We start from the raw sequence: 26,384 nt of genomic DNA, 5'->3' as shown, positions 1-26,384 counted from the left end.
CATGTTGACTAGTCAAAAACAAGAAATAAAACTGATCGCCCTGGATATGGACGGTACGCTGCTGAACGATAAACATGAGGTTTCAGAAGAAAATCGCAAAGCCATCAGGGATGCCGAAAAGAAAGGGGTTAAGGTTGTTTTAAGCACAGGCAGAAGCCTAAAAACAGCCCGGGATTATGTAATATCACTTGAATTGTCATCTTACCTTGTTACGGTGAATGGCAGCGAAATATGGGGGCCGGACGGACAGATCGTGGAAAGAAATCCGGTTGATACAGAGCATATTAAATGGATGTATGACCTATCCAAACAATTTAAAGCCAGATTCTGGGCAATCAGCAGTGAGAACAATTGGAATAATCAAATGCCAGAGGATCTCCTATCCCAGCAGTGGCTAAAATTCGGTTTCCATATCGAAGATAATGAAATACGTGCAAAAGTGTTAAAGGAGCTGGAGGCTAAGGGCTTGTTTGAAATAAGCAATTCCAGCCTGGTCAATATTGAAGTTAATGCTCTGGGCATCAATAAAGCCAAGGGTCTGCAAAAAGTCTGCAGCCTGCTGGGGATTTCGATGGAAAACGTTATGGCAGTTGGGGACAGCCTCAATGATATTGCGATGATTACCGAAGCAGGTTTGGGAATTGCAATGGGCAATGCTCAAGATGTCGTAAAAGAAGCCGCAGATGACGTTACAGGCAGCAACACGGAAAATGGAGTAGCAGAGGCAATCAAGAAGTGGGTCCTGTCATAATGAATCCAGCGAAGCAGTTAATATACTGCTTCGTATTTTTTTAGAATTTATTGCAGTGCATTGCCTGTCGGATTTAACCATTGATAAGAATTTGTAGAGTTGGATGCTATTCGTGATGATGCACTTTCAGCAACACCGATAGTAGGGAACTGAACATGAAAACAGAAGAAAGGTTGTGTTAAAAATGGTCTGTCTGGGCTGCCAATTAGCCAATGCCAAGCTGCCGGTCCATATTCTATTTTAGGATGAGTTTATATGCTGCATTCTGGATCACAGTCCATTCAATGAGGGACATGTATTGATCTTGCCCAAGACCCATGCCAGGTTTTTCGACGACCTTGACGAAAGGACTGCGGCTTCACTAATGAGTGCTGCTGCATTTCTATCTAAAGCAGTGAGGAATGTGTTTAATCCTGATGGAATTACCCTTTGCCAGAATGGCGGTCAATTTGATGAACTGACACATTTTCATATGCATGTTGTTCCAAGATACGAAGGACAAAGCTTCGCCGATTTCTATCGAGAAGAAAGTGATGTATTTATTGAAGAAGAGACAAGGCTGACAGAAACAAGGATAAAAATAATGAAAGCAATTGAAGCCTTAAAAAATAGCTCAGAGTAACCTTTACTCTAAGCTGACAAACAAGAAAGATTATCCTATTGTCCTGTTCATCTTAACAGGAGATTTATATCCTCGTGCTTCAATCCCGGCAACTTGTACATTTTCTGAAGCTATTTCGACGACTGTGGTACCGTTCACTGCATCTGCAAACACTTTCTCTATTGCTGCTTCCTCAATTCCTTTTCCAATATGAATCGCTTTCGGAGCTGAATGTTTTACATACAGATTCCGGATCGAAACATGGTCGGCATGATTTCCGCCGCCAAATACTTTAAGGTCATGACTTGCTTTGGTGAATCCGCTAATATGAAGATGATTTAAAATGACATTCCGGGAACGATACTGAATACCGATTACCGGCTCCTCTCCATAATCATATTGCGGGTCACCAATCACGGTGAAATGATTAATCGCAACATTTTTATAAGCGGACACCACAAGGGCCCGTGGCGAAGAATTGGCATATAAATCTGTATAAATCGGTTTAATGGAAACGATATTGGAAGCGCGGATATTGATGGCAGTTTTCGATTCAAGATCCGTTTCCTTATGATGTCCGATATGCCTGAAGTTATAGGACCGGTTATCGTTAACAGAGATATGACCGATCAAGACAACATTGTTCGCTGCTGAGGAGGTTTGGTGAGCCTTAATTTCCACTCCGCCGAAGCATCTGGCTGATGAATTATTTAACAGCCATACATTTCTTGATCCATCATCGATTTCAATGCCATTTGAATTCGAAAACCCTTTTTTATGCGCCTTGCCGCTAGGATCACACATATGGCAATTGGAAATGAAGATATTGTCGCTATGATGAGTAGTAATCCCATCATCGCCAAAGCCATAGCCTGTCAGCTGATCAAGCCAGATAAATTCACTGCCGCCACGGGCCCGATAGCCGTCACCGTAATAATTATACAGCGGAGAGGAGATATCAAAACAGTGCAGACCTGGATTTATTCCCTCTACATCCTTAACCCATCCAAACTTTACGTTGGCATAGAGAAGACAGCTTGAATGGTTACCCCAAGTACTTGTTTTTTCAACATTCCCGAGGCGTTCCACGTTCCAATCAAGCGACATTCCTTTAACATAAATATTTCGGTTGCCTGTCCGATGGTTTTTATTAGTAATCAATCTTGTACCTTTTGGAGCAGCATCATGCAGCTTGATAACCGTTTTTTTCTTGCCTGCTCCGACAAGAATTGAGTAAGAAGGGAGCTTGACTTCTCTTGTAATGAAAACTCCCTCTGGAATGTAAACCTTTACGTGTCCTTTGCCAAGTGCCATCCGGAAGGCCTCGGTACAATCTGTTTTCCCATCACCGACAGCTCCGAAATCCTCAATATGAACCTCTCTATCTATTTCTGAAAGCAAATGATTGTATTCTTCATTTAAAAGTTCGATCCATTCGGGATAGACATTTCCATTCGAATCAACAATCGTTTCAAATTGCTGGAATTCATCAAATGCAGATTTCGTTTGGGCGATTTTACGAATGGTTGCCCCGAAATTAGTGAAAAGGGAAGTTAGGGCAGAACTTGTCCTTGCTGCAACAGGACTATATTTCTTGCTGACTTCAAGGAACAACGCATTTGTTTCGTTTACTAAATCTTTTATATTAGGAGTCTTGCCAGTAATATCGGCAATTAACTGAGCGTTCTGCTTAGGATCATGGTTTCTGTCTAAGTTCATCATTATAATTCCCGCCTTTATCAAACTGCTATAGAATTATTATTTCCCTCTCCTAAAATGGATAACCTTTTTTCAATCAAAAAGCTATCTCCTAACTTACATAAACTATATTTATAGAGTTTTGCTTTTGCTTCTCAGAATGCTGGAGGAAACCTGCTGACCCGCTGTCCTTTGCTTGCAAAAACAGTAAAGCTGCTGATATTGTGAATAGTAAATACTCTGAGAAGGATTTCAATCATCTTCAATAGAAATAGAGGGATACTTTTGATTACACTAGGGCCGCGCGTTTTAAAAACTGGACTGGCTGTTGTTCTCGCCTTATATATCACGAAGGCCTTGGGATTGGAGCCACCGGTGTTTGCAGCCATTGCAGCTACGTTTACAATCCAGCCATCAATCTATCGTTCCTGGAAACAAGTGCTGGAACAGGTTCAAGCCAATACTTTAGGTGCAATCATCGCTGTCTCATCAATCTATTTGTTTGGGAACAGCCCAATTGTCATCGGGCTTGTTATGGTGATCGTCATCATAATCAGCCTGAAGCTGAAGATGGAAGGATCTATTTCATTAACTCTTATTACCGTTTTAGTAATGATGAGTTCCCACCATTATGAAGGGATTGTCGCTGCAGGCAATAAATTCATTATCGTGTTGGTTGGAATGGGTTCTGCATTCCTTGTCAACCTGATTGTCTCACCGCCGAATTTCACTAAAAACTTTAAGGAACAAATGGATTCCAGCTTCAGAACGATGTCACTTCTGATCAGGACGGCCATATCCAACGAATTGACCGAAACAACATTCCAAAATCAGTGGAATCAGTTGAAAAAGGATGTTGCTAAACTTGAGGAACTTTATAAAATTTTGGATGAAGAACGCGAGAAAATCTCCAGAATCAAGCCTTCAGATGTTCGGGAGCTTGTTGTTTTTAAGCAAATGCTTGCCTGCCTCCAGCAAGGGCTAAAGCTCCTGGATATAATAGAGGATCATTTTTTCCAAAGCCGACCTGACCGGGATGAAACGAAGAAATTTGATTTTCATCTAGAAGAGCTAATCAACTATCACGAAATGATTCTCTTGAAATATGCCGGTAAAATAAAAGAAATTGACAATGGTAATTTTACCGAAGAAACCGGCAAATTCCTTGAATCAATTATGGAGGCCAATGACATAGAAAGAGAACACAAGCTTAGGTTAGTCCTCATAAGTTCTGTCATTTTCGATTATGCGTTCCAGCTTGAACGCTTGAACGACCTAATTGAGCAATATCAAAAAAAGAAACAAAATGTCGAAAAAGCCAGCCTGAAAAGCATTCTTAAAAACCCGCGAGAATTATTAAAGAAGTAAAAAGAGAGATGAAGGGGCTATGAAAATCCCTTTCATCTTTTTTAGTTTGTAATAAGGAGCTTTTGTTATCTAAGAAAAATTCAAAAAAAATGGTACTAAAAAAGAAATATTCAGGAAGAGTGGTCACCAATGAAACAGTTGAAGAATCAAATTAACGATCCTAGTCAGAAAATGCTAAAAACCATTGGAATTCTGCTGGGAATTCTGTAAAATAAAAGACGTTCATGTCTAATAATGGCAAAATAAGGTCCTTATACCTATAAAAAACATCTATACCAAATCTTTATTTATTCATATAATCAGTTTAATTGTGTTTATGAGGAGACCTAAGAGACATGACAGATCGTACATACACCTATAAGGAACTGATTCATAATAATGAGAATAAATATTTCTGGATTGTATTAAGTATTAGTATTGTTTCTTATCTTCTTTTTGCCATATCCGTAGTCGGAATCATGATTCTGATTGGCTTAGCTGTGTTATCACTTATCCTTTCCGCCATAATGATTGGGAATATTCGCTTGAACGGTGTGAAAATTACGGAGAACCAATTTCCTCTGATTTATAGCAGCGTGAAGGATTTATGTGCAAGGATGGATATTAAGCAGGTGCCGGATATATATATTGTCCAGGCTGGCGGTACACTGAATGCTTTTGCTTCACGTTTTTTTGGCAGGAATATGGTGGTCATTTACTCTGATCTGTTCGATTTAGTTGACCAGGAGGCAGAAGAAGAGCTGAATTTTATCCTCGCCCATGAGCTTGCCCATATCAAACGGAACCACATCGGGAAGATGATGTTTATTTTGCCTTCCATGTGGATTCCAGGTGTTGCAGAGCTGTACCTTCGGGCATGTGAATATACTTGTGACCGTTATGCAGCTTACTATACTGAAAACACAGCGGCGGCTAAAAACTGTCTTACAATGCTTGGAATTGGAAAAACAATGTACAGAAAAGTAAATCGTGCTTCATATCTTGAGCAAATCAATCAGGAAAAAGGCTTTTTTGTTTGGCTTGGGGAAGTTTTATCAACTCATCCGCCGCTGCCAAAACGAATAAATGAAATCAGTGCTTTCTTTGGAGAAACAGAGGAAGTTTTCATCCGCCGAAAAAATTCAAAAGCGGGAATTGTTTTTGCAGCTGTTTCTATCCTGTTTATTGCTTTAATAGGTGGAGGCGGCTATTATGCTATTAACCTATTTGACTCCGAAGCTTTTTTTGAAGATGAAGAGGAATGGATGGAGGAGGCGGAAACAACTCCATTGAATAAGGCCGTGGTTTCTGGTGACCTCAAGTTAACAAAAAAATTGCTCGAGAAGGGCGAAGACATCCATCTAACCGATTACAGCGGCTACTCTCCTTTAGACTGGGCCATAAGGGACAGCAATAAGGAAATGGTAAGCCTGCTGCTTGAATATGGAGCAGATCCGAACTTTGAGACAGATTACGGCATGACAGCGTTCATGACAGCAGCTGAAACAGGCGATGTTTCCATGATTAAGCTCCTGCGTGAGTCCGGCGGTGATCCTGATTATCAGGATAGCAGCAGCGGATACAGCGCACTGACCTACGCGGTTTTCAGCGGGGAAATTGAAGCAGTAAGAACGCTCCTTAATTTAGGCGCCGATAAGGATGCGGAAGATTATTCGGGTATGACTGCACGAATGCACGCCTTGCAATCTGGCGAGCAGGAAATTGCAGATTTATTAAAATAAATCAAATTTACAGGAGGAAAAATAATGAACAGACCTGCAGGATTTTGGGTAAGACTAGGAGCAAGCCTTTTGGATGGAATCATTATCGGGATTCCAATTGCCATCATCAGCTACTTAGTTACAGGCAGCACAGAGGAAAGTGGAATCTCCTCTACACTTAACTTCCTATACACTTTGCTTGTACCTGTCGTTTGGTCCGGCTATACAGTAGGAAAGAAAATTGTTGGAGTAAGAATTGCGAAAGTAAACGGCGAAAAGCTTGGATTTGGAGCAATGTTCATGAGAACAATCGTTGCCGGCCTGGTATATATTTTAACTCTGGGTATTGGTGTAATCGTCAGCGCATTTATGGTTGGCCTGCGCCAGGACAAAAGAGCAATTCACGATTTCATTGCCGGAACTTACGTAACTTACGAGAAACCATATGAAATCAGCTATGAGAAGAAAGAGCTTTAATAACTTATTTCACTAACTTCTCATAATGTTTATGAGTTTCTTATACCCTGTAATTTGTTAAGGGAATCTAGATATTCACAAACTTCCCATCAAGTTTCCGATTCGCTATATTATTAAGAATTCCGCTATAAAAAGATAATTTCCGCTATAAAGTTGAATTTTTCGCTATATAAATAAAACAGCTATAATCCATTTGGTCCTGGCAATTGCCAGGTTTTTTTTAATTAGGCTCTGTTAATCAAGGCTGTTGATTTTTGTTCCAGGCGCTTCGCTTTCCGCGGGGCGTGCGCTGAGCCTCCTCGTCGCTCGCTTCTGCGGGGAAAAATGGTCCCTTCTTTTCGGACCATTTCTTCCGGGGTCTCACCTGCCCGCTAAATCCCGAAGGAGTCTGCGCGCCTACCACTACAATCAACAGGGGTTAAAAATCAACATTCAGCTTTAACAGAGCCTTTAATTAAAATGATGGGTTTTCTCCCTTTATGATATATTACAAAGTAATGAAGGGAAGTTGAAATTCCTAAAAATAGATTCATTCTTGCTGGTCTTTTTTTCATTGGTTTATGTAAAATTAGGATAAGCTGCCTGACCATATTTACGGTATTCACAAATGCGAAGAAGTCATCGACGCAGAAATTATTATTGGCTTGAGGTGAAGAAATGGGACCCATTTTATTAGGGATTTTATCGGCTTTCTTTTTTGCTTTTACTTTTGTCCTCAATCAGTCAATGGAATTGGCAGGAGGAAGCTGGATTTGGAGCGCTTCTTTACGATATTTTTTCATGGTTCCATTCCTGCTGGTGATCGTTCTTGCAAGAGGAAATCTTTTTCAGCTTTTTAATGCCATGAGAAAAGCACCGGTTCAGTGGATCAGCTGGAGTTTTGTTGGATTTGTTCTGTTTTATGCGCCATTAACTTATGCTGCTGCCTTCTCACCCGGATGGCTTATAGCAGGAACATGGCAGATCACCATCATTTCAGGAACCTTGCTGGCTCCATTTTTTTACGAAACGATCATCCGAAATGGTGCAAAAATTCAGAAGAGGGCAAGTATACCATTCAAAGGATTAGCGATGTCCATGATCATCCTTATCGGAATCATTCTCATGCAAATACAACATGCGATACATATTCCGCTGAAAACTGTTTTATTAGGAGTCATCCCAGTTATCATTGCTTCATTCGCCTACCCGTTGGGAAATCGAAAAATGATGGAGCTGACACAAGGAAGCCTTGATCCATTCCAGCGAGTTCTGGGAATGACTTTAGCCAGTTTGCCGTTCTGGATCATTCTATCTGTTTACGGATTAATAACAGAAGGACCACCATCAACCGGGCAAACTATTCAATCGATGCTAGTCGCCATAAGTTCCGGTGTGATAGCAACTGTACTCTTTTTCAAGGCAACAGACCTGGTAAGGAACAATATGCCCAAGCTCGCTGCAGTTGAAGCTACACAATCGATGGAGGTGCTCTTCGCACTTGCAGGTGAGATGCTCATCCTTTCAACAGCCCTTCCAAATTTGCTTTCCTGGATTGGCATGCTCATTGTAATGGGGGGCATGGCCCTCCACAGCTATAGTTCTCATCAGCAAAACAGTTTTTCAAGCAAGAAACAAGCGAGTGCGTAAAATATTTACCGGATAAAATTTGACATTCCTCCCCATTCCAAGAACATTCTAATGGTCTTTTTTTCATGCCTCTCCAAGGTCTTAATGCCCATATTACCAAATTATGTTATTACCAAAGGCTTATTTTTATCTGAATAGTATAAATATTCAATAAACTATAAAGGTTTTTACATTATTTTGCAGTATACATTGGTTGTACATAAATCTAGGGGGTGTAAGATTTTGAAGTGGAAAAAGAGGAAAGCTGTAAGAAAATTTTTCGCAATTATGCTGGCCTGGCTGATCGTGATTTCATCGGCCGCACCTCAGATGGCTTTTGCTGCGGAAGGAAAACGGAATAATTTTACAGAGGAACTGCAACTAGAAAAGGAGCGCGAAAAGGAATATGAAGCAGAAAAACCACCGGAGGACAAAGCGGACCAGGGAAAGGAAACAGTAAACGAAGATGGTGAATTAATTGACCTTCTAAAAGGACTTGGCATCGCCATCCCCGATTTAGAGGGTAAAGCAGAGGAACAAATTCCAACTGACCATAAGGCAGTCCTTCAAAAAGCTTTTGAAAAGCAGCAAGAGGTAAATGTCCTCATCCGCATGAAGGATAAGCCTGACCTCAACAAGATTTATCCGCAAATAAAAATGAAGAAAAACCGTACTGAAAAACTAGAAGCTATCCAATCACATCTTAAAGAAAAAGCAAAGAACTCACAAAAAGGCATTGACCAGGCTTTATCTGCATTGCAGGGAAAGGGCAAAGCAAAGAAAAAGGAATCGCTCTGGATAATAAATGGGCTAACAGCGTCAGTCACTAAGGATGCGTTTGAAGAATTACAAAAACGTGACGATATTGCTGAAATCGCCCTTGATGAAACACTAAAACTGCCCGAAATCACAGTGGAAGAAGCTCCCCCTCGCCTTCCACAGTGGGGACTCGAAAAAATATTTGCAACTAAAGTATGGGGACAATATGGGTTGAAGGGTGAAGGAATCGTTGTAGGAATTATGGATACAGGTGTTGACGGAAATCACGAAGCCTTGAAGCAAAATTACCGCGGCCGTGACGGGAACCATCAGTATTCCTGGATTGACTTATCCGGCCAAAAATATCAAACTCCCAATGATGGAAACGGCCATGGGACACACGTTGCCGGGACCGCAGTTGGCGGGGGAGCAGGCGAACCGATTGGGGTTGCTCCAGGAGCAGAGTGGATTGCGGCGAAAATCTTCAATGATGGCGGTTCAACAACATTATCAGCGATCCACCAGGCTTTCCAGTGGTTCATGGCTCCTGGCGGGGACCCATCAAAAGCACCGGATGTTGTCAATAACTCCTGGGGAAATGCAAATACCTACAATCTTGAATTCTATGAAGATGTAAAAGCCTGGGTAGCCGCAGGCATCTTCCCGTCCTTCGCAGCAGGAAACGACGGACCAGGGTCACAGACAATAGGATCTCCTGGAAGCTTTCCGGAAGCATTCGCAGTTGGCGCCACTGATATTTATGATCAGACTGCTTCTTTTTCAAGCCGCGGACCAGTGTTCTGGAAGGATGAAAATGGCCAGGAACAAAGACTGATTAAGCCAGACATTTCAGCACCCGGCCACAAAATCTATTCTGCATGGCCAGCAAAAAGAAATGAAGGAAAATATAACACCATCAGTGGAACTTCCATGGCGACTCCACATGTAACAGGAGCTATCGCCCTGCTGATTCAGGCTCAGCCTGACATTTCCATTGATGAAATCAACGAAACGCTAAAAAACACTGCCAGGGTAGAGCCGCATATGGGTTCACTGCCAAATGATTCATACGGAAGCGGAATAATGAACATATATCAAGCTGTAACCGAAACAGCTTTTGCAGGTGAATTGAAGGGGAAATTGACCAATAAAGATGGACAGCCCTTAGCTGGAAAACTTGAAATTCTTTCGGAAGGGTTGTCCTTCCACATCGATGAAAAGGGCCAATTCAGTTTTAAAGTAAGGGAAGGCAGCCATAAAATCAGGGTAAAATCCTTCGGCTATAAAACCTTAGAAACAACAGTCACACTGAAGGTTGGTGAAGTTCTAAATGTAGATTGGGAACTTGAAAATGCCCCTGCTTTTTCAGTAACAGGAAAGCTGATTGATCAAACAGGTGCTGCGGTTGCTTATGCTTACATCAGAGTAGAAGGAACTCCACTGGAACCGATTCGCACTGACAAAAATGGAAGCTTCGAAATTAAAAATCTACCAGAAGGAGCTTATAAACTTCAAGTTTCTGGTGAAGGGATAACAGGAACAACGCAAGCTATAGATTTGAAAAATAATTCTTCTGTTGAAATCAAGGTGAATAGATCAGCCATATCTGCCAATAAGGAATGGGGAATGGCAAATGGCAATATCCATCGGAATGCTGTCTCTCCAAATAGCATTGATTTAAAATCGCTGGAGAAAAGCTGGGAGTACGATGCCTCTGCAAAGGGGAAAATCCTGTTTTCCACCCCAGCAGCAGCTGAAAGTAGAATAGTCCTTGTTACTGACAATGGCTATGTTGTTTCCCTGGATTCGGCAACAGGCAAGGAACAATGGGCCGTCCGAATTGGCAGCTCAAACAGATCTTCACCGACCATCGTTAAAGATACAGTTTATCTATCAGGTGGAGAGGATGGAAAGATCTATGCACTTGATTTAAAGTCGGGCAGCATTAAATGGACAACGCCAGTCGGCTCATTGGCAGTCTATGAATCCCCGCTCTTTATTGATGGAACATTATTCGTTGCATCAGATTTAACTCAAAGCGCAAAGCTGACAGCGCTGGAAGCAGATACTGGAAAGAAAAAATGGAGCATCGCTTTAGATGCGCCAACTTATTTCGGGCCCAGCTCAGGAGAAGGCCTTCTTTTTATAGGAAGCTATGACAATCAAACTCTCCGTGCTTTAAAAATTGAAGATGGGTCAGAAGTTTGGAGCAAAACACTAACAAATGAAGGGGTAGCCTCCAAACCAGTGTATAACGACGGTATGCTTTATCTTGCAGGTACCAATTTCAATACTGAGTCAGGTACTCTTTATGCTTTAGATGCAAAGACTGGGGAAGAGAAGTGGAAAGCTGCAGGAATTGGCGATACACAGGCAGGTTCTCCAATTGTCCATGAAAATATCGTGGTAATCGGATCGGCCGCACAGCCAGCATTACGGGCATTCGATGCCAGGTCAGGTAGTGAAATATGGACGAACCGGTCTGTCGGTACTACACTGAACAGCGGCTCCATATCCGCTAATGGCTTGTTATTCTTTGCCGGTACTAATGGCAATCTTGCCGTCATCGATGTATACAGCGGTGAACGACTAAAGGACTTCAGCCTTCCTGTATACAGTACATCGGGAATACCGATACTGCCCGGCCAGGTAATTGTTCCGTTCCAAACAGGAATCCAAAGCTACAACTCACCAGGTGTATTAAAAGGGCTGATAAAGGATGGTTCCGGAAAACCGGTCAAAGGTACTGTCACAGTTAAGGAAACCGGAAAAGCTGTGACCGCAGATGAAGACGGATCCTTTGTGATGGAACATACACCAGGTGAATACTCGGTTTCCGTGTCTTTTTACGGCAAAAAACAAATTAGTGAAAAAGCTTTATTTGTATCAGGATACGTACAGGAGCAGGAGTTTAAGCTCGAGGATGCTTCTCTAGGATCAATTTCTATTACCGTAAAGGATAAACGAAATGGCAAATCTCTTGAAGGGGTGTCTATTGAGCTGAATAACACACCAATCAGGGGACTTACCAGCAGCTCGGGGATTTTTTCGGCAGAAAACGTTTCTGAAGGAACCTTTAACGCAAAATTTTTATTAAATGGATATAAAGAAGGCGAATTAGACATTACCGTAAAAGCAGGTTCACAGAATGATTTCACCTATGAACTTCAGCCAATCGACATCGCTGTTCTTGATGATTATAAAAGTGAAATCACAAATCTGCTGAATGTAAATGGTTATGTAGCAGAAGAAAGGGATTGGGATGTAGTAAAAGACATTGGACGCTACAGGGTCCTTTACTTGAACGGAGGGTATGGAACAGATGGAGTCCAGCCTTCTGAAGCACAATTTACTGAGTTGATACAAAAGGCCAAGGAAAACAATGTAAGTATTATTTTCACAGATCAATGGGGACAAAACTACGGTTCCATCCATCATTTAACTGACTATCTGCAAGATCCGAAAGAACTTGGCCATGATTATGACGGCGGTGAAGTCCGGATTGAGGTTGTTGCTGAACATCCAATTTTTAAGGGCTACAAGTCAGGCGATCGAATCAGCGTGTTAGAAAACAATGCGGATTTTGCCTGGTTCAACCAGTATTCAGGAAGGACGGTTGCAAAAATCGGCAATACCGAGCTTGGTTTTGTCGGAACCGGAGTAGCATACAATGCTGTTTCAGAAAACAGTGCACATTTATTGCTTTCAAGTCATGCAACAGTTCCTTGGGAATCATCTAAGTCCTGGCTTCGAGGACAGCAGCAAATCCTTTTAAACAGCATCGAGTATCTATACAGTGCAAAATTTGGGAAAGTCTCCGGAAAAATTGTCAATTCATTCGGAGAGCCGATAGAGGCGAGCATAGAGGTTCTTGAAACCGGTGTAAAAACGACCAGCACCAAAGAAGGGGAATTTACGATTTTCCATGACGAAGGCACCTTCAATCTCGAGATTCGTTCAAAAGGACTCGGCGTAAAAACAGAAACGGTGACAATCCTGAATGGAAAACCAGTTGAGGTAGCAATCTCACTTGGTGAATCACAAAAAGGCAGCATTAGCGGGGCAGTCAGCGATGCAGTTACTGGAATGGAACTTCATGATGTAAACATAGAAGTTAAAAACGAAAATGGAGAAATTGTTTCTGAAGTTAAAACAGGACAAAATGGAAGATATGAAATATCAGGACTGGCAGAAGAAGTTTATTATTTCTCATTCAAAAAAGATGGCTATATCTCACAAACACAAAAAATAGATGTAGCACGCCATAACGGGGAAATAGACATCCAGCTTCATACAATGCCTGCAGTAGGGGTGGTAGGGGATTATTATGCCTTTGACAAGAACTTCAAGTCACTGCTGTCTGAAGCAGGTATCACAGCAGTAGATGTACAGCCGGCCGATTTGGCGGAAAGAATGAATGAGTTCGATGTAGTGTTCTTCAATGAGCCTAGCTCTTCATTCACAAAAGCTGTGTTTGATGAAATGATGAAGGCTGCCGACCAATCGGAAACAAGCCTGATTTTTGGTGATGCAATCTGGAGCGGCTCGGGGATTAACCAGCTAGTGAAACACCGGCAGGACCCTAAAGAGCGCAACACGATAAGAAAAACAAGTGCTGCACAATATAAAATATTGGAGGAACATCCGATTTTCGGCAATGCAAAAACTGGTGACCTGATTGAACTCCTGACTCCGGCCGCAAGCTATGTCGGATACTTTAAAGAGTACAGCGGGTATCCCTTGGCCGAGATAAAACACGAGGACTCTGAAAATTCTCATGGACTGGGGATTGCCTATAAACCAAGAACAGGCAGCAGTGTTGAACTTCTTCTTAGTGGTCATGGATTTACCTATTATCATGGCGCAAAGGATTATACAGACGATGCTAAACAGATGCTGATCAATTCTCTACTCTGGGCGGCAGATGTCAAATTCCCTGTCATCAGCGGAAACGTTCTGGATAAGGACGGAAAACCTTTATTAGCGAAAGTGAAGGTAAAAGGACAACCCTTCACAACTGAGTCGAACAGTGAAGATGGAAGCTTCTCAATCGCTTTGCTGGAAGGTGATTATGAGTTAGAAGTTAGCGCATTCGGTTATTCCACTAAGATTGTAAAAGTAAATGCCACTGAAGATGGCGAACCACAGGCAATTAAGATGGAAGTAGCCGCCGATGCTGGCACGATATCAGGGACAGTAGAAAATGTAAAAGACGGGAATGCCATTGCAGGAGCCAAAATAACACTTCTTGGTACTCCTAGGGCTGCAGTTACTAGTTTGCAGGGACAATTTAGTCTTAATGATATTGAACCCGGAAAATATACAGTAAGGATTGAAAAAGAAGGCTATGTCCGTAATGATACAGAAGTAACAATATCGGATAATGAAAATGCTGTTCTGGATGTCAAGTTGCTTCCAACGCCAACAATCGGCCTCATCGTTGACCTGACAGCTTCCGGGATAACCTTCAAGCAATACCTTGAAGAAAGAGGCTATAAGGTTATCAGCTTGGATTATAAGGATTTGGATAAGCTTGCTGAAGTTGATGTTGTCTTTGCCAATTCTGATTATGCTCCAAGCCTTGTTCCTACAAAGGCAGAGTTCCTCGCATTCCAGAAAGCACTGGACGACCAGCGCCTTTCAGTAATTTGGACTGGACAAGCAGGAGGAAGAGGATCGATTCGTTATCTGCAGGAATATCTGAATGACCCGACTACGCTATTCGAGGACAACAGCAGTCCTGGAGCAGAAGGCACAATCCTTGGCGAGCACCCGCTGACTGCCGGATTCAAAAAAGGGGATGTCATCCAGATTCCTGGAAAGTCCGGGTATTACTATGGGTTCGAAGGATATTCTGGTAAAACAATCGTTGACTTTTCACATAATAGCACTGGGGAAAAAGGCAGCATGGTAGCTTATAAGGGACGTACTACAGATTCAGTGGAAATACTTTTGGCTAATATGACCATCAGTCATGTATTCAAACCTGGTGATTCATTCGACCCGGCCAGGGAACAGCTTCTAAATAATGCGCTTTCGTGGGCTTTAGCCGATAAACAGGCTCTTGTGGGTGAATTGTATGGATCTGTAAAAAATGAAAATGGCCCTGTAGCAGCTGAGGTCACAGTTAAGGAAACTGGCAAAGTATACAAAACAGATGAAAACGGAATGTTTTTTGCAGCGCTGGAGGAAGGTACGTACACTCTAACAGTTGATTCCTTTGGCCATCAGGCAAAGGATTTTAACGTGACCATTAAAAATGTCGAAAGATTAAAAGAGCCATACCCTATTGAATCCGTTAATTCCGGAATGCTGACTGGCTCCATTAAAGATGCAGCAACGAAGGATCCAATACCAAACGCAAGTATAGAGGTGATTGGAACTCCTGTAATTGCAAAGTCTGATGAAGAAGGGAACTATCAGATTACTCTTCCGGATGGAATGTACGATATTAAAATACTCGCAGAAGGGTATACACCGACTTACTTGAGCACTGAAATTACTTCAGGCCAGGAGACAAAACTAGATGTCTCACTTGTCGTCTCGGATAAGATTGCTGTCCTGGCTAATACGTACAACAAGGACCGGATTGTTCCTTTTCTTCAAGCGAATGGTTATGACCCAGACTTCTATCCTTATGGGGAATTTGAGGCTTTAATCGACCAAATACCTGATTATAAGCTGATCATTGTTAATGACATTTCAGGATCGATGACAAATGAGAGATTCAAGGCCATGGTGGAAAAAGCGAATGAAAATGAAGTAAGCATGATTTTCACATCGCAGTATGGGTTTGGTTCAATCAGTACCTTAAATAAAGTGTTCGGAGACCCAGAATCTTATCCTTATGGCTATGTCAATAAAGAAATCAACATCAGGGTCGATGAGAACCACCCTATTTTCCGTGGATTCAATAAAGGAGATGCAGTGCCTCTGCTGGTTAATCCAAAGGGAAGCGTTCAATACTCCTTGTACCAAAACTACAGCGGCACAACAATTGGAAACCTTGTTAATCCTGAAAAGGGAGATCTGGGAACTGCAATTGGATATAAGTTCAGCTCGTCAAACAGTGTCCATATCCTTCTTGGAAGCATGCATATCGGTTCTTATGGAAATCCGAATGACAGATGGACCGAAAATACAAAAACCATCTATCTGAACGCCATTGATTATGCATTAACTGCCAGCCAGGGTGAAATAAAAGGATCTGTGACGGATACACAAGGTAAACCTGTTGCTGGCGCACTTGTATCCATTGAGGGAACGAGCTTGAAGACCGCGACCAACGCATCAGGTCAGTATAGAATTGGCATAGGAGTTGGTGAGTATCAGGTTAAGGTTAAGGCCAGAGGATTTGCTGAACAGGTACAATCAGCTACAGTCGCCGATTTAGGTAACAGTGCGGTGATTGACTTTACTTTGGAAGCAATCCAAGGTACAGACCTGAAAGGACGGATTTCAGGCAAACAAGGAAATGTGCCAGTTTCAGGAGCAGCATTGAGCCTCATTCCAACTGATGAACCTGACTTTAAGATGGAGGCTGTCAGTACGGAAAATGGGACTTTCATTTTCGAAAATCTGCTTCCAGGCAGCTATACCTTAACGATTACCGCTGAGGGATATCTATCACAGACACTAGATGTGGAGATTGGTAATGAAGGTCAAGAATTGAATCTGCAAATGAACAGATACGAAGCAGCCATCATTGGCGATGTGGATGAATCTCTGACAGACCTGATGAACAATCATGAAATTTTTGCGGAACAAAGAAATTGGGATATCCTTGGAAATCTCGGCAATTACAAACTTATTCTTGTAAATTCAAGCAAAGGCACAAAAGAACAGATCGAGCAATTAATTGCCGAGAGTGATGAGCATAAAGTCAGTCTGGTTTTCACTGGGACATGGGGAGTAAATGATGGTTCAATTCAGTCACTTAAAGATGTATTGGGAAATCCTGATTTGGATCATCAAGGCTACAATGAAGGAGCGATTTATATAAAGCCTAATGATGAACACCCGATGTTTGCAGGAATTGAAACGGATGAAAATGGCTTGATCAGAATTCACTCGAAGAAAAGCCCATATGCTACTTTCAAGAATTACTCAGGAATTTCCGCCGCCAGCTTATTTGTTGACGCTGAAAACAAAGGTGATTCCATTGCATACGAATTTAGAAGCAAGGAACATGTGCATCTGTTAATGTCTTCTTTCGCCGTGAACAATATGATAGGACCCGACTACGGCTGGACTGAGGAAGGCAAACAGCTATTTGTTAACGCTTTGCACTGGGCGATGGATGCAGAACAGCAATCCCCATCCGAACCCAAATGGGATCAGACCGAAGTGATGGTTAAAAATGAACCAGCTGTTTTGACTGGTAAAGCAGAACAGAGTACAACGGTAAACGTTTATGAGCAGCATGGAAATGAGTTGATTATGCTTGGAACTGTAAAGGCATCCAGAGAGGGGACATTCTCAATTGAGCTTGATTTAGCAAATGGGAACCATAATTTGATTGCTGAAACAGAAAACTTTGCCGGTAAAACAAAATCAAAGCAGTTGTTAAAATTGATCGTGACCGGCAAACCACTAAAAAAAGACAAAGCAAGTTAACAGGATAAAGAAATTAGTATTGGAGGCTTCCCAAAATGGGAGGCCTTTCTTTCTTGCATGCTTCTGAATGTATAAAATTTGACATGGTATCTAAATGGATAAGTGATTAGGTTTAATAAGATAGGGGTAAATTTTATAAAGCTATAGTGATTAATTATTTGCTTATCATTTCACAAACAATGCTCCACTATGTTATATTAATATTTAAAATATTCTCGCAAGTTTTAGGAAGGTGACATAATGACATCAGGAATCGAAATAAATGATAGCAGTTTGCCTCTGCGCCGCGATGTAAAAATGCTGGGGAACATCCTCGGTGATATCCTTGTATACCATGGCGGAGTAGAGTTATTCGAGAAAGTAGAAAAAATCAGGGCTATGTGCAAGTCAATAAGAAATGAGAATGATCTTGAAACTTATCCAGCCTTAAAAACAGAAATTGCAAACTTATCAGTGCCAATGCGCAAGAATATCATCCGGGCTTTTTCTGTATACTTCCATTTAATCAATGCAGCAGAACAAAACCATCGAATCCGCCGCCGCCGTGATTATCTATTGAACTCAGAGTTCAGCACGCAGCCGGGATCTATAGATGCTGCAATCCATTCACTGAAAGACAACCAAATAACCTCAGACATCATCCAGAACGTTCTTAATACCATTTCATTGGAATTGATTATTACTGCCCATCCGACAGAAGCTACCAAGCGTTCTATCCTGGAAATCCAGAAACGAATTGCTGATATCCTGAAAAGCATGGATAATCCGCTTCTTTCAAAAAAAGAGCGGACCAAGATTGAAGAAAGCTTGTTCAATGAGGTTTCGGTTCTATGGCAAACCGATGAACTCAGGGATCGGAAGCCTACTGTAATCGATGAAGTAAGAAACGGCCTTTATTATTTTGACAAAACTCTTTTTGATGTACTTCCTGAAATCCACCAGGAGGTTGAATCTAGTTTAAGAAACCATTTTTCAGACCATGAATGGGACGTTCCGCACTTCCTCCGTTTCGGATCCTGGATTGGCGGAGACAGGGACGGCAATCCTAATGTGACTCCCGAAGTTACCTGGGAAACGCTGCAAAGACATAGACGCCTTGTCCTGAAAAAATATAAGGATGTCCTTGTAGACCTGATGAAGCGATTCAGTCATTCTACCACAAGAGCAGCCGTTAGTGAGGAGCTTTTGGCATCCGTTCTCCAGGATGAAGAGAAGTATCTTAACGATGACCAAAAGTGGACAGTTGAATCAGAAGTTTACCGCCGTAAATTTGCAATTATAATCCAGAGACTGAAGGAGGCAGGCAAATCAGATCGTGGCTATGCATCCTCTGATGAGTTGCTCGAAGATCTGTTGATGATCAAACGGAGCATCTATCTGCACCATCCGGTCCATCACGAGCTCAAAACCTTGCAAAAGCTTATTCGCCAGGTCCAGCTATTTGGTTTCCATCTTGCTACTCTTGATATTCGGAACCATAGCGGCGAGCATGAAGCAGCGATTTCCGAAATCCTAAGGAAGGTAGGAGTGACCGAGGATTACCCATCTTTATCTGAGGATGAAAAGCAGGCATTATTGGCTAAAATATTGGCTGACCCCCGTCCGCTCCTTCTCTTGCACGAGGATTATTCTAAAGAAACACAGGAAATGATCCAGGTGTTCCAAATGATTAAGAGAGCACATAAGGAATTTGGCAAAAGGTCGATAACTGTCTACCTTGTCAGCATGACTCAATCTGCATCCGATCTGCTGGAAGTACTTGTACTGGCAAAAGAAGCCGGCATATACAGGCTCCATGCTGATGGAACAGTTGAGACTGACTTGAATGTTGCTCCATTGCTGGAAACCATCGATGATCTTACAGCAGGCCCTAAAATAATGGAAACACTATTCAACTTGCCAGTTTACAGTTCTCACTTGACCCAGATGAATAACCAGCAGGAAATCATGCTTGGATATTCAGACGGAAGCAAGGATGGCGGAACGTTAACGGCTAACTGGAAGCTCTATAAGGCCCAGCTAGAAATCAATGAAATGGCCAGCAAATACAACATCCAGCTGAAGTTCTTCCATGGTAGAGGCGGTTCTCTGGGCCGCGGGGGCGGACCATTGCACCGGAGCCTGCTTTCCCAGCCAGTGGAGACCCTCGGACAGGGAGTGAAGATAACCGAGCAAGGCGAAGTACTTTCATCCAGATATTTATTGAAGGATATTGCCTATAGAAGTCTTGAACAGGCTACGTCGACTATGATGAAGGCAGCTGCGAATGTTCTTCTTGAATCGGAACAAGGGCATCTGCGAGATATGAAATGGGTCGAGGCACTTGAAGAAATCTCGGCGGTATCGCTGAAAAAGTATCAATCCCTTGTGTTTGAAGACCCTGATTTCCTTACTTATTTCAATCAGGCCACACCGTTGAAGGAATTAGCAGAGCTTAATATCGGTTCAAGACCAATGAGCCGCAAAAACAGCAGCAAATTCGAGAACCTTCGTGCAATTCCATGGGTATTTGCCTGGACGCAAAGCAGACAGCTATTCCCGGCATGGTACGCCGCGGGAACTGGGCTAGAAAGCTTTGCTGCAAAGCACCCGGAAAACCTTCAACTCCTGCAAGAAATGTATCAGGAATGGCCATTTTTCCGCAGTACAGTAGATAACCTGCAAATGGCTTTGATGAAAGCAGATATCCCAACTGCAAAAGAGTATTCTTCCTTGGTGGAGGATAAAGCAATTGCAGACCGCATTTTCGGAAATATTTTGGAAGAATACGAAAGAACGAAAAATATATTGCTGAAGATTTCAGATGATCAGGAGCTGCTTGACCATACTCCAAACATCAAAGATTCAGTCCATCGCCGCAACCCTTATGTTGATCCACTGAACTTCTTACAGGTGGAGCTGATCAAGGAACTGCGCAGTGAGGAAGAGCCTGATGAAGAGCTGCTTACACAAGTACTATTAACAATCAGCGGCGTGGCTGCTGGGTTAAGGAATACGGGATGATATTTTTTGAAAAACACCAGCCAGTTTTCAATACTGGCTGGTGTTTTTTACAGGTAAAGATTGGTAATCCATTGGTTGGCTGAGCAAGCTGGTGGTTAAATAGGTTGTGAATGGATAGCTGAATGAGTGAGGGATCCATTCAGGCAGCATTTGTGGTTGGTTGTGGAAAACTGTATGAATCATTATTCTATTCAGAAGAAGTTGATAGCTGACTATGGGTAACTGTCCAAATCCATCTATCATTTGGACAGATTCAACGGCTACCACTGTAAAATTGTCCGAATCCTGCTCCAACAGATGTTCCATAGCAAAAATCTTCCTGCTGGCATAGTGACTGCCTTTTATCCAAGCAGTTTCAAATGGCGTTCTGTTGTCATTTTTTTTAAGAGTTCATGGTTTAGGGATTGTGCCATTTTTAAAGTCAGCTCTAGTACCCTGCGCATTCCTTCTTTATGACCTTTTCTGATCGCAAGTTGGTCACAATTGATTTCGTTGTCAATGCATAACTGGTTCTCGTAGACAGGGAATTCAATGTGCCCGATTTCATGCCAGATAATCGCCTCTTTAATTTCTGGATCTGCACAGAAATCCTCGTAACTGTAGACAACAACAAACCAGTCGTACTCCTCTTCAAAAGCTTTATAAAAAAGGGTCAGTATTCGTGAATCGATGTTCCACACTTTTAGCCAATGGTCGTTCTTCAATCCAAAAACCTTCATGACTGCATCCTTATTTTCTACAACGGCAATTTTCCCTGATACTCCATATTTTTTGCTATCGAGCAATTCACCGATGCACTTCACTGATAATCCCCCTTCATTAGTTAGGACTGTTAAACATTTTGGCACTGCCGCTCAAGTTTTATAACATCGTTACTAAATTACGAAACAAGCCAATGTAAAAGGTTTACTTTCATGACTAAATTCATTAAGATGACGAAAAGAGCAATAAAAGTGTAAATTCAGCGCAAATTGAACAGGGTAGCTATTAACTATTTAAAAATGATTCATTTTTAAATATATGGCGATGTGCAATACACATGATTAAAATCATAGTGCGGCAGAAAATGGAGGAAGGAGGAGTTTTTTTTGCTTGGCTCCCATTTTTACTTGACTGTAAAGCGCCAGATTAGGGATAATGAACAAATTTTTGAAGAAAAAGAAGAATTAATGCGAATTTATTCTGATCGCATTACAACGGCTTCGGATCGCTTTCTAATTGAGGATGTGCTGGATATATCGTTCCGCAGCTTTTCAAATAATAATGGACTTTTGTATTTACATACAACCAGAGGTGTTTTTTCCTACAGAACAAGTCATCAGCCAGTAATTTTGATGAAAATTTACAATGACCTGAAAAACCAAACATAAAGCTACATTCCTGCATTTTTACATAATCTGTGCAAATATATCGCACTCTATATACAAAGGGTGTGATTTCATGCTTATCTGGGCATTGGAAGCTTTCAGCCAAAACTTAAACCATTTGCAAGTCTTATATTCCATCTCACTTGAAGAACTAATGACAGCAGAAAGCCATTATCATGACGTTTTAAGAAGCTACTGGCGTGAAAATAATTTTTTGAAAGCGAGATGGTGGTTTTTAGTCAGCCTTTCAATCATCCCTGCAATTATTTGGTGGATTGCCGTAGATAAAAAGAAACTAATTGAAAATACCGCTTTTGGTTTATTTTACGGTGTCTCAGCCATCTTTTTGGATTCCATTGGGAGCAATGCTATGGTTTGGACTTATCCTGTCCGATTGACCCCATACATTAATCCTCAATTGTATCCTTATGATGTTGGAGTGGTCATCATTCCTTTCATGCTTGTTTATCAGAGGTTCAGCTATTCATTCAAAAAGTTCTTTATTGCTACTGGTTTACTCTCATTATTCCTTGCTTTTATTGCTGAGCCTGGTATGGTATGGCTGGATATCTATATGGAGCTGACATGGAAACATATCTACTCCTTTCCGATTTATTGGCTTTTGGGATTGATATGCTGGGGAATCATATACAAATTCAAATCGTTTGAAAAACGAGCAAAAATGCCTGGCCAGCATTGAATCTTAACTGGCCAGGCATTTTGTATTATTTTTGTAAAGAATGGAGATGATTTTATGACGGTTTTTACCGAAAGAGTGATCAGAATCATTGAAGGTATCCCAGCAGGCAGGGTTATGACTTACGGGCAAGTAGCCAGAGCAGCCGGCAGCCCCCGTGCAGCGAGACAGGTAGTTCGAATTCTACACTCCATGTCTGAAAAATATAATCTGCCCTGGCATCGAGTCATCAATTCAAAAGGAGAAATTGGGTTCAAGGATGAGGATATGTTTCTGACCCAAAAGACATTGCTCGAAGCGGAGGGTCTAGATTTTATGAACACAAATGCAGTTTCTCTCGAGAAATACATTTTCACAGATGAAGAGGATTTTATTTGATTGAACTAAGATAAGCCTTTTAGAGGATTGGAACTAGCAATCTATTAGAATATAATAATTTAGTATTTTAAAAGGAAAGAACAGGTGGATTGCTTGAATGGGACTATACATACAGTTTTAGGTACTACAGCCGGATTTATCATTGCAAACAGCATGCAAAGTGACGTTTCTTCGACAATCCTGCTTGTGGCTGCAGGAGGGATTTCCGGACTGCTTCCTGATATAGATGTAGACGGAAAGCTAAGCAACAAGATCACACTCTCATATAAACTGATCCGCCCCGCAGCACAGCTGATCGGGATGCTAATGGTTATTTACAGCTTTTTCGGAGGCGACAGTTCAGAAAAGTGGTTAGGGATGGGAATAGGTGCAGTAATGATTATCATTTCTTCTTTTTTAACCCAGAGGAGAATGCTGACTGTAACAGGCATAGGCGTTCTCGCCGTAGGAATGTCCTTACAGGAGAGCTGGCTGATATTAATGGGGATTTTCATTATCATTGCATCATTTATCTCTCATCGCAGTTACACACACTCTATAATTGGAGTGCTATTTTTCAGTATAATTGCCGTGAGATTCCAGTCTTCTGTTGGTGTAGACGGGGTATATGCAGCATGCATTACTGCCTACATCAGCCATTTGATCGCAGACATGAAAATACTTCCCTTCAATAAGCGAGGGGTTAAATTTTTTCTGCCATTCTCATCCAAAGAATTTTAAGGATTGATAAGTGTTATGGAAGGGCTCCTTGGGGGGGCCTTTTCTTTTTAGTCTGGCTCTAATGAAGCTTTCAACGTGATTTGCAACAAGACTTTCAAAGAAGTACTCTCCTCCTGCTAGTGCCCATTTGCATCAAACAAAGCCATGTACCGAAATGCAGGTTTTTTTACAAAAAATAAAGGAAATTTGATTTCCATATAGAATTATTTTGGTCTGACAAATGAAAAGGGGGAAACAGTGTGAGAATAGGAACTGGGATCGAGATGCTTAATTTGAGTTTGAAGGCCTTTGGTCATGATGGAGTCTTCAATCCCACCTTGATTTGGGATGAGAACTCTGCCATCCTGGTTGATACCGGACTCCCAGGTCAAATAGATTTGATCAAAACTGAAATGGCTCGGGCGGGCGTTCCTTTAAAACATCTTATAGCTGTGGTTTTAACCCATCAGGACATTGATCACATCGGCAATATTGAAGCACTCGTAAATGAATTAGAAATAGAAGTATTCGCTCATGAGCTAGACCAGCCTTTCATTGAGGGTATTAAGCCATTAATGAAAACAGACCCATCCAAAATGCCTGAAGAAGAGTGGGAAGCTCTTCCAGAGCCTATGAAGGAAATTTACTCGAATCCGCCTAAAGCGATCATAACCAGAGCTTTGACAGACGGAGAAGAATTACCTGTATGTGGAGGGATTCAAGTCATCCATACTCCAGGACATACACCTGGACATATAAGCCTGTACCACAAAAACAGCAAGACTCTGATTGCTGGAGATTCGATGTTCTGTATGGAAGGAGCGCTTAAAGGGCCGATTGCCCATGTTACACCTGATATTGAACTTGCAGTAAAATCACTGCGCAAGTATCTTGATTATGAAATCGAGAATGTAATTTGCTATCACGGCGGTCTGGCAACTGAAAAAACAAATGAGCAATTAACAAAGCTGGTTAATTCCGGCATGGAAGCAGTAATTTCCATGGCGGATTAGAGCATTCTTAACCTGCGCTTATCTATTGTTAGCAAGAACGGAAATGGCTTGCTTGTAATATTGGTCCAAAATCCGGACCTCTTCTTGCAGGCTTTTTCGTTTCATCTTCACACTCAAAACATCAAATCGATATTCTTCTGCCATGTATAGCTTTTCCTCAAGGCAAAAAGTAATCCACAAATAATTTACCTACATAAAATATCGGGAAAATCCAAACTGTATATAAGAGTCATAAGTTTTACTCTATAGTAAAAAGGGAAAATAATGAGGAGTATATTGTATAGCGAGGTATTTTATGGAATTGATGCTGTTAGAGAAAGAAATCAGTGGCTATATCGGAAGTCTGTTGCGGGAAAATTTCGGGAGAGGGCCTGGCAACGTTTTTTGTACCTTCACAAGTCCATTTGTCACAGTTTATATTACCAATTTCTTATCACCTATGGAAAAATCCCTCATAAGCAATCGGCAGAGTGTCTACGTTCAAAAAACAAGGGACTTAATGATGGAAACATTGGAAGATAAAATTAAAAACTACATAGAAGCAAATACACAGGAAAAAGTAAGGGAATTTTATTACGACTGGAATCTTGATGGTAAAACTGGTATGTTCCTGATTATCCTGGAAAATAAACAGGATTTCAATTTTCAGCCTTATATGAATAGAGAATTTATCCATCAGGAAATTGTCGATCTGAGCATTGAAGCTGAGAAGGCCCCGGAAAAAACGTCCTCTAAATTGCTCAATGAAAGGACACTCCTGATTATTAGGGAGGGAATCCTTGTCAGTATCGAAAAGGAGCTCATCGATCTTGGATTTTCGGAGACATTGAAAATCGCCAAAAGGAATCTTGAGAAGAGATTAATGAGCGAGCATAAAAAGAACTTTGAAAAGTTATTATCAGCACGCATAACTGACGCTTTTGTAGATTGGAACTTTGAGAAGGATAAAAGCTATACTGCATTCATCCTTAAACCATAATTATTTCCCCATAAAAGCTTGCATAAATGCTACTCAGATGGTAAGATACTCTTCAGGGTAATGATTATACTATTAATCTTACTTAACTTAAATTTGACCTATAAACTTCATAATTATAAATTCTGATCGCGATGAATGGGCATGGAACCGGACATAAGTCAGAAAAGGGTATAGAAAGATACTCCTTTTCTGACTTTTTTTAATGGGATATTTTAGATTAAAAAACAAGCAAAGGGATGATACTTCTATATAATGACTACTAACAAAACAGAATTAATCAATTGCATCGAGCAATTTTTAAAAGAAAAACAACTGGTCAACTCGGACTTGCAGCAGCCTAATACAATCAAGAAAAAAGAATTAGAGGAATTCCTGGAAGAATACGCTGCAAATATGGGAATAACCTATACTAAGCATTGCGAACCAGTAACAACGATATATACATTCACAATTGAAAGCCAAGAGGCTGAAATTGAGTTTTATTATAGATACGGTAATTATTATACTAGGCATTCAATTACGCTAAAATAAGAGGCTGGGACAAATAGCTTCTGAAATAGAAAAAAGTGAAATCGTCGATGCGATTTCACTTTTTTTCTATTTTATTGCGAGGTATGCGATTCAGAGTTTATCCTCTTTGCGCATATTTCCTTAAGTTTACGGCCATTAA

At 41.3% G+C, this 26,384-nt stretch carries 19 protein-coding genes; 15 read left to right on the top strand and 4 right to left on the bottom strand.

The genetic code is table 11. The features are described from left to right. Position 1 precedes the first annotated feature (1 nt). Both AC3EBE_RS18715 and AC3EBE_RS18710 read left to right on the top strand, forming a co-directional pair. Positions 2-751 (top strand): Cof-type HAD-IIB family hydrolase, encoded by a 750-nt coding sequence (locus tag AC3EBE_RS18715; RefSeq protein ID WP_488596549.1) that lies wholly within the window; start codon positions 2-4, stop codon positions 749-751. Positions 752-1,004: 253 nt separating this feature from the next. Then, positions 1,005-1,373, top strand: coding sequence for an HIT family protein (locus AC3EBE_RS18710; RefSeq protein WP_488596590.1), 369 nt, complete (start codon positions 1,005-1,007; stop codon positions 1,371-1,373). 30 nt (positions 1,374-1,403) lie between these two features. Here the strand turns inward: AC3EBE_RS18710 and AC3EBE_RS18705 are convergent, their stop codons facing one another. Then, a complete protein-coding gene (locus AC3EBE_RS18705; RefSeq protein WP_488596548.1) occupies positions 1,404-3,074 on the bottom strand; it encodes a glycosyl hydrolase family 28-related protein in 1,671 nt (556 codons plus the stop codon). 261 nt (positions 3,075-3,335) lie between these two features. Here AC3EBE_RS18705 and AC3EBE_RS18700 point away from each other — a divergent pair, with 261 nt between their 5' ends. From AC3EBE_RS18700 to ppc, 6 genes are all read left to right on the top strand, one after another. After that, positions 3,336-4,418, top strand: a complete 1,083-nt coding sequence (locus tag AC3EBE_RS18700; RefSeq protein ID WP_488596547.1) for an FUSC family protein — start codon at positions 3,336-3,338, stop codon at positions 4,416-4,418. A gap of 335 nt (positions 4,419-4,753) precedes the next feature. Further along, on the top strand, positions 4,754-6,139 hold the full coding sequence (locus AC3EBE_RS18695) for a M48 family metallopeptidase (protein WP_488596546.1): 1,386 nt from the start codon (positions 4,754-4,756) through the stop codon (positions 6,137-6,139). A 24-nt stretch (positions 6,140-6,163) separates the two neighbouring features. Beyond that, positions 6,164-6,595, top strand: a complete 432-nt coding sequence (locus tag AC3EBE_RS18690) for an RDD family protein (protein ID WP_488596545.1) — start codon at positions 6,164-6,166, stop codon at positions 6,593-6,595. A 657-nt stretch (positions 6,596-7,252) separates the two neighbouring features. Next, complete coding sequence (locus tag AC3EBE_RS18685; RefSeq protein ID WP_488596544.1) at positions 7,253-8,224, top strand: DMT family transporter; 972 nt, start codon at positions 7,253-7,255, stop codon at positions 8,222-8,224. A 222-nt stretch (positions 8,225-8,446) separates the two neighbouring features. Continuing rightward, entirely contained in the window at positions 8,447-17,578 is a 9,132-nt protein-coding gene (locus AC3EBE_RS18680; RefSeq protein WP_488596543.1) for a carboxypeptidase regulatory-like domain-containing protein, read from the top strand. Between the two features lie 240 nt (positions 17,579-17,818). Next, positions 17,819-20,581 carry a phosphoenolpyruvate carboxylase gene (gene ppc / locus AC3EBE_RS18675; RefSeq protein WP_488596542.1) on the top strand — a complete coding sequence of 921 codons (2,763 nt, stop codon included), beginning with the start codon at positions 17,819-17,821 and terminating at the stop codon, positions 20,579-20,581. 27 nt (positions 20,582-20,608) lie between these two features. On the opposite strand, the gene AC3EBE_RS18670 is transcribed toward ppc, so the two are convergent. Further along, the gene (locus AC3EBE_RS18670) at positions 20,609-20,887 is read right to left on the bottom strand and encodes a hypothetical protein (RefSeq protein ID WP_488596541.1); all 279 of its coding nucleotides are present in this window, start codon (positions 20,885-20,887) and stop codon (positions 20,609-20,611) included. Between the two features lie 35 nt (positions 20,888-20,922). Continuing rightward, the gene (locus AC3EBE_RS18665; RefSeq protein ID WP_488596540.1) at positions 20,923-21,384 is read right to left on the bottom strand and encodes a hypothetical protein; all 462 of its coding nucleotides are present in this window, start codon (positions 21,382-21,384) and stop codon (positions 20,923-20,925) included. Positions 21,385-21,669: 285 nt separating this feature from the next. On the opposite strand from AC3EBE_RS18665, the gene AC3EBE_RS18660 reads away from it, so the two are divergent. The 5 genes from AC3EBE_RS18660 (at position 21,670) to AC3EBE_RS18640 (ending at position 24,735) form a co-directional block, all read left to right on the top strand. Continuing rightward, positions 21,670-21,951 (top strand): hypothetical protein, encoded by a 282-nt coding sequence (locus AC3EBE_RS18660; protein ID WP_488596539.1) that lies wholly within the window; start codon positions 21,670-21,672, stop codon positions 21,949-21,951. Positions 21,952-22,021: 70 nt separating this feature from the next. After that, positions 22,022-22,648 carry a CBO0543 family protein gene (locus AC3EBE_RS18655; RefSeq protein WP_488596538.1) on the top strand — a complete coding sequence of 209 codons (627 nt, stop codon included), beginning with the start codon at positions 22,022-22,024 and terminating at the stop codon, positions 22,646-22,648. Positions 22,649-22,702: 54 nt separating this feature from the next. Then, the gene (locus AC3EBE_RS18650) at positions 22,703-23,023 is read left to right on the top strand and encodes an MGMT family protein (protein ID WP_488596537.1); all 321 of its coding nucleotides are present in this window, start codon (positions 22,703-22,705) and stop codon (positions 23,021-23,023) included. Between the two features lie 93 nt (positions 23,024-23,116). Then, on the top strand, positions 23,117-23,743 hold the full coding sequence (locus tag AC3EBE_RS18645) for a metal-dependent hydrolase (RefSeq protein ID WP_488596536.1): 627 nt from the start codon (positions 23,117-23,119) through the stop codon (positions 23,741-23,743). A gap of 239 nt (positions 23,744-23,982) precedes the next feature. Next, a complete protein-coding gene (locus AC3EBE_RS18640; RefSeq protein WP_488596535.1) occupies positions 23,983-24,735 on the top strand; it encodes an MBL fold metallo-hydrolase in 753 nt (250 codons plus the stop codon). Between the two features lie 18 nt (positions 24,736-24,753). On the opposite strand, the gene AC3EBE_RS18635 is transcribed toward AC3EBE_RS18640, so the two are convergent. Further along, on the bottom strand, positions 24,754-24,879 hold the full coding sequence (locus tag AC3EBE_RS18635) for a hypothetical protein (protein WP_488596534.1): 126 nt from the start codon (positions 24,877-24,879) through the stop codon (positions 24,754-24,756). Between the two features lie 151 nt (positions 24,880-25,030). On the opposite strand from AC3EBE_RS18635, the gene AC3EBE_RS18630 reads away from it, so the two are divergent. Further along, the gene (locus tag AC3EBE_RS18630) at positions 25,031-25,714 is read left to right on the top strand and encodes a Na-translocating system protein MpsC family protein (RefSeq protein ID WP_488596533.1); all 684 of its coding nucleotides are present in this window, start codon (positions 25,031-25,033) and stop codon (positions 25,712-25,714) included. A gap of 252 nt (positions 25,715-25,966) precedes the next feature. Next, on the top strand, positions 25,967-26,245 hold the full coding sequence (locus tag AC3EBE_RS18625) for a hypothetical protein (protein WP_488596532.1): 279 nt from the start codon (positions 25,967-25,969) through the stop codon (positions 26,243-26,245). Positions 26,246-26,384: the final 139 nt, after the last annotated feature.

The organism is Mesobacillus sp. (assembly GCF_057785455.1).
Note: the sequence above shows the minus strand (reverse complement) of the source record. Positions and strands in the feature narration are given on the sequence as shown.

Coding starts and splice junctions, on each gene's coding strand:
- AC3EBE_RS18705 (WP_488596548.1), bottom strand. CDS start 3,074: ATGATGAACTTAGACAGAAACCATGATCCTAAGCAGAACGCTCAGTTA.
- ppc (WP_488596542.1), top strand. CDS start 17,819: ATGACATCAGGAATCGAAATAAATGATAGCAGTTTGCCTCTGCGCCGC.
- AC3EBE_RS18715 (WP_488596549.1), top strand. CDS start 2: ATGTTGACTAGTCAAAAACAAGAAATAAAACTGATCGCCCTGGATATG.
- AC3EBE_RS18650 (WP_488596537.1), top strand. CDS start 22,703: ATGACGGTTTTTACCGAAAGAGTGATCAGAATCATTGAAGGTATCCCA.
- AC3EBE_RS18625 (WP_488596532.1), top strand. CDS start 25,967: ATGACTACTAACAAAACAGAATTAATCAATTGCATCGAGCAATTTTTA.
- AC3EBE_RS18630 (WP_488596533.1), top strand. CDS start 25,031: ATGGAATTGATGCTGTTAGAGAAAGAAATCAGTGGCTATATCGGAAGT.
- AC3EBE_RS18690 (WP_488596545.1), top strand. CDS start 6,164: ATGAACAGACCTGCAGGATTTTGGGTAAGACTAGGAGCAAGCCTTTTG.
- AC3EBE_RS18655 (WP_488596538.1), top strand. CDS start 22,022: ATGCTTATCTGGGCATTGGAAGCTTTCAGCCAAAACTTAAACCATTTG.
- AC3EBE_RS18685 (WP_488596544.1), top strand. CDS start 7,253: ATGGGACCCATTTTATTAGGGATTTTATCGGCTTTCTTTTTTGCTTTT.
- AC3EBE_RS18635 (WP_488596534.1), bottom strand. CDS start 24,879: ATGGCAGAAGAATATCGATTTGATGTTTTGAGTGTGAAGATGAAACGA.
- AC3EBE_RS18695 (WP_488596546.1), top strand. CDS start 4,754: ATGACAGATCGTACATACACCTATAAGGAACTGATTCATAATAATGAG.
- AC3EBE_RS18670 (WP_488596541.1), bottom strand. CDS start 20,887: ATGGAACATCTGTTGGAGCAGGATTCGGACAATTTTACAGTGGTAGCC.